Annotated in this window: 3 protein-coding genes; all 3 read right to left on the bottom strand. The window is 62.9% G+C overall.

Translation table 11 applies throughout. The features are described 5' to 3' along the window. Nucleotides 1-93: 93 nt before the first annotated feature. From fhuF to AAAB16_RS07945, 3 genes are read right to left on the bottom strand one after another with little or no spacing between them, the layout of a single operon-like run. A complete protein-coding gene (fhuF, locus tag AAAB16_RS07955; protein ID WP_340662864.1) occupies nt 94-732 on the bottom strand; it encodes a siderophore-iron reductase FhuF in 639 nt (212 codons plus the stop codon). Next, the gene (locus AAAB16_RS07950) at nt 729-2,330 is read right to left on the bottom strand and encodes an ATP-binding protein (RefSeq protein WP_340662863.1); all 1,602 of its coding nucleotides are present in this window, start codon (nt 2,328-2,330) and stop codon (nt 729-731) included. The genes fhuF and AAAB16_RS07950 overlap by 4 nt, the downstream gene beginning before the upstream one ends. Before the next feature lie 26 nt (nt 2,331-2,356). After that, on the bottom strand, nt 2,357-3,082 hold the full coding sequence (locus AAAB16_RS07945; RefSeq protein ID WP_340662862.1) for a response regulator: 726 nt from the start codon (nt 3,080-3,082) through the stop codon (nt 2,357-2,359). Nucleotides 3,083-3,388: the final 306 nt, after the last annotated feature.

Genomic DNA, 3,388 nt, shown 5'->3' with positions numbered 1-3,388 from the left:
CAGCACACCCTACAGAGCCCGTGCAGGCCTTCACCCAACGTTAAATAAACACGACCCGGAGGGTGTGCTGTGCGCACCATGGCGATCTCACGTCTATAAAAGCGGGCAATGTTGGCAATGCCCGATACCGTCTACGTGGTGGGCCAGGCAGCAGGTGCGGCGTTGGCGCTGTGGGTTGTAGCGGATGGCGGCGTATAGCGGGCTGGTGGGGTCGCGCAGGCGTTCAAAGCCGGCGCTTAGGTCGGCGTCGGTAAGCGCGCCGAGCGTTTGCAGGGTGCTTTCATAGTAGTCGCCCACACTGCCCCAGAGCACGGCCGCTGCCACGGGGCCATAGTCGGCCAGGGTTTGGATAACGGGCGGCAGGTGCCGGTCGAGTAGGTCGGCGAAGCATTTATTCACGGTGCCCGGCTCGCCCTCCCCGGTTAGCGCAATGGCCGCCGGCAAGCCGCGCGCGTCCAGCACTACGCGCAGGTTATCCAAGGGCAAGCGCCAACCGTGCACCAGGGTCGCCACTAGCACAGGCGGCAGAAGAGCCATCACGTAGTACTTGAAATACTGCGAGACCAACACCTCGCGCTGCGTGGCAAACAAGTCGTCGCCATAGATCGCCCGCAAGCGCAGTTGCAACCCGTCAGGTTGTAGAAACTCCCGCAGGCTTAACCCCGAAGCCTGCGCCAAGGTCGGCGCAAACTCGGCTAAGCGCCCGGCGAATAAACGCTCGCTGAGGTTCATTGTTTACGCGGCCAAACCAGGCTAAAGCAGGCGCCACCGAGGGCTTCACTGCGGCTGATCTGCGCCCGCCCGCCGTGCCAGTAAATAATCCGCCGCACAATGGAAAGCCCCAGGCCATGCCCGCCCGAGGCTCGGGTGCGGCTGTCGTCCAGGCGCAGAAATGGGGTAAACAGGCGCTCCCACTCGGCTTCGGGAATGCCCGGGCCGTCATCTTCCACATCCAGGCGGCAGCGTTTCAGCCCGACTTGGTAGCTCAAGCGCACCCGCGATTCGGCATGGCGCATGGCGTTGCTCACCAGGTTTTGCAGGGCGCGGTGCAAGTAGCGCCATTCGGCTTCCACCAGCGCGCCGCTGCCGTCGATAGCGTGAATGCTTGGGCCGCGTTCAACCCGTACGCCAGGGCGCAGCGGCGCCAGTTCGTCGATCACTTGGTCGAGCAAGGTGTCGAGATCAATCGGTTGAAAGTTCAGTGCCGGCGCGCCTTGTTCCAGGCGGGCGTAGGTGAGCATTTCGTCGACCAGCTTATCCAGGTCTTGGATATCGCCGTCCATGCCATCCATATACTTGCGCCGCGCGGTGTCGGTTTGCGCGTCGCCGATCATTTCCAGGCCAAAGCGCAGGCGCGCCACCGGCGTGCGCAGTTCGTGGGACACGGCGCGGACCATCTCGCGCTGAATGGTCAGCGAGCGTTGCAGGTGTTCGGCCATGGCGTTAAACGCCGCGGCCAAGCGCCCCACCGAATCGGCACCACCGGCCGGCACCCGCGATTCCAGTTTGCCCAAGGCAATGCGCGTGGCGGTTTCTTCCAGGCCAAGCAGGCGCTGTTCCAACTGCCGCACCAGCAGATAAACAATCAGGCCGATCAGGCTCAGGGCAATGGCGCCAATCAACACCAACAGCTGCGGCGGATAGGGGTTCATCTGGTACAGCGGGCCAATTTCCAACACCCACGGCGTGCCGGTGACGCCGGAAAACACATGGATGGAATCGCCCTCTTTGCCCAAGGCCATTACCGTGTCGCCCTCATCAATACGCCGGCGTTGGTCGGCGTCGAGTTCGGCTTGTTCGGGTTTGACCAGGCGCAGGTTAAAGCCGAATTCCTTGGCGGCCTTGAGGTTGGCCAGACGTTGCGGTTGTTCGGCAATCGGATAGCGAATCAGCTCGTCAATCAGCAGGTACACCGTGGCCCGGGCCAGTTGCTCGCTGATTTGCTGCACCTCGCCGACCAACACCAGCTGCCCCTGCTCGCCCATCAGGCCGTAGACCTTGGCCGCGTGCGGGCCGGTCTGCTCCACCAGCACCTGGCCGTCGAGCAAGCGGCTACGCGCGCGGCTGTCCAACGGCTGATCGGCCAGCGGCTCAAGCGCCAACGGAATACCGAGCAAACGCCCCCACACCACCACGGCGCGGCGGCGTTCTACCGGGCTCATGGCGGCGAGGTTGTCGGTCATCAAACTAAAGGTGCCGCGTGCCAGGCGCTCGCGGTATTGGTCGCTGCGCACCTCGTTCAGCAGGTGCAGGCTGAGCACGCCGAGCAACGCCACCAGCACAAAGGCCGCCAGCATGCCGCCATAGATGCGCAGAAAAATCGAGTTCATCCGTGGCCTCTATATATAGGAGCGTTTCAGTGGGCCAAGGCTTCGGCCGCTTCGGCGACAAACAGATAGCCCTTGCTGCGCACGGTTTTGATCAAGCGCGGGTGCATGGGGTCGTCACCGATTTTCGGGCGGATACGGGAAATACGCACATCAATGGAACGGTCGAGGCCGTCGTACTCAATGCCACGCAAGGCGGTGAAAATTTCTTCGCGGGACAAAATGCGCCCGGCATTGGACGCCAGCAACCAAAGCAAATCGAATTCGGCGCTGGTCAGCTCAATGCTCTGCTCACGCAGCCAGGCCTCGCGCATGGCGCTGTCGATCACCAGCACGCCGTATTGCAGCCGACGTTGATCCACCGGTACCGCCTCGCTTACGCCTTCACTGCGGCGCAGCAAGGCACGGATACGCGCCAACAACACGCGTGGACGCACGGGTTTGCACACGTAATCGTCGGCGCCCATTTCCAGGCCGAGCACTTGGTCCATATCGTCACTGCGGGCGGTGAGCATCAGGATCGGGCCGTGGTAGCTACCGCGTACCTTGCGGCAAATCGACAGGCCGTCTTCGCCGGGCAGCATCAGATCGAGCACCACCAGGTCGGGCTGATCACGCAGAATACGCGCCGCAGCTTTGCCGCCGTCCGACTCGATGGCCACCTTCAAGCCATTGCTTTCCAGGTACTCGCGCGTCAGTTCGGCCAGACGTTCATCGTCTTCCACAATCAGGATTTGCCAGGCTTCTTGCTCCACCACTGTCTCCTACTGCTTGGGCTGTGACCGGGGTAAGGGGCGGCATTGTATATCAAACCTCTGCTAGGGCCGGTTGACGGCGTTTGGCCCGGCCCTCACCCCCAGCCCCTCTCCCGCTAGCGGGCGAGGGGAGCAGACCGCACACGATTCAATTCCCTCTGCCCGCTTGCGGGAGAGGGTTAGGGAGAGGGTTTTAAGATGTGCGTCTGCCGCCGCCCTCACCCCCAGCCCCTCTCCCGCAAGCGGGAGAGGGGAGCAGACCGCACACCATTTCCCTCTGCCCGCTTGCGGGAGAGGGTTAGGGAG

It is taken from the genome of Pseudomonas sp., assembly GCF_037994325.1.
In the GTDB taxonomy this organism is placed as follows: domain Bacteria; phylum Pseudomonadota; class Gammaproteobacteria; order Pseudomonadales; family Pseudomonadaceae; genus Aquipseudomonas.
This window is presented reverse-complemented; position numbering and strand designations above follow the sequence as displayed.